The following is a 426-nucleotide window of genomic DNA, read 5'->3' on the forward strand; positions in this document are numbered from 1 at the left end:
TGACATTTTTCTTAGTCTGGATAGTAAATTTCAAAGCTACAATTCTACGTCCACGTTTTATCTGTTCATAAATGACTTTGAGATCAGATTTTTCATTGATTTCAGTGATCGCTGGGGTTAAAACTCTCTGATTGAAATTATTATAGCGGTCATATTTATCGGATATTTGCAACCAATCTTTTAAATCAGTCAAAGATATTTCACGCTCACCACCGATACGGTATTGCGCCATTAGCTCATAAAGTCGTATTGAATGAAAGCCGCTAAAATTGACGACATAATCCAGATTGTAACGAGTAAAACGCCCCTTTAATTTCGATATGTAGGGCATTAATTTTTCGTGTAAGATGATTTGAAAACGCCCCTCGCCTTTGAAGTAGGCTTGTTCGGTTAAGAATGTTACTTTGCGCTCAACTTTTTTGGTCT

At 36.2% G+C, this 426-nt stretch carries 1 protein-coding gene; it reads right to left on the reverse strand.

Annotated elements, in window-relative coordinates:
• Positions 1 to 426: replication initiation protein (locus tag QS62_RS07020; RefSeq protein ID WP_156550095.1), on the reverse strand; the 426-nt coding region annotated here is incomplete at both ends.

The organism is Gallibacterium salpingitidis (assembly GCF_001678495.1).
Taxonomy (GTDB): domain Bacteria; phylum Pseudomonadota; class Gammaproteobacteria; order Enterobacterales; family Pasteurellaceae; genus Gallibacterium; species Gallibacterium salpingitidis.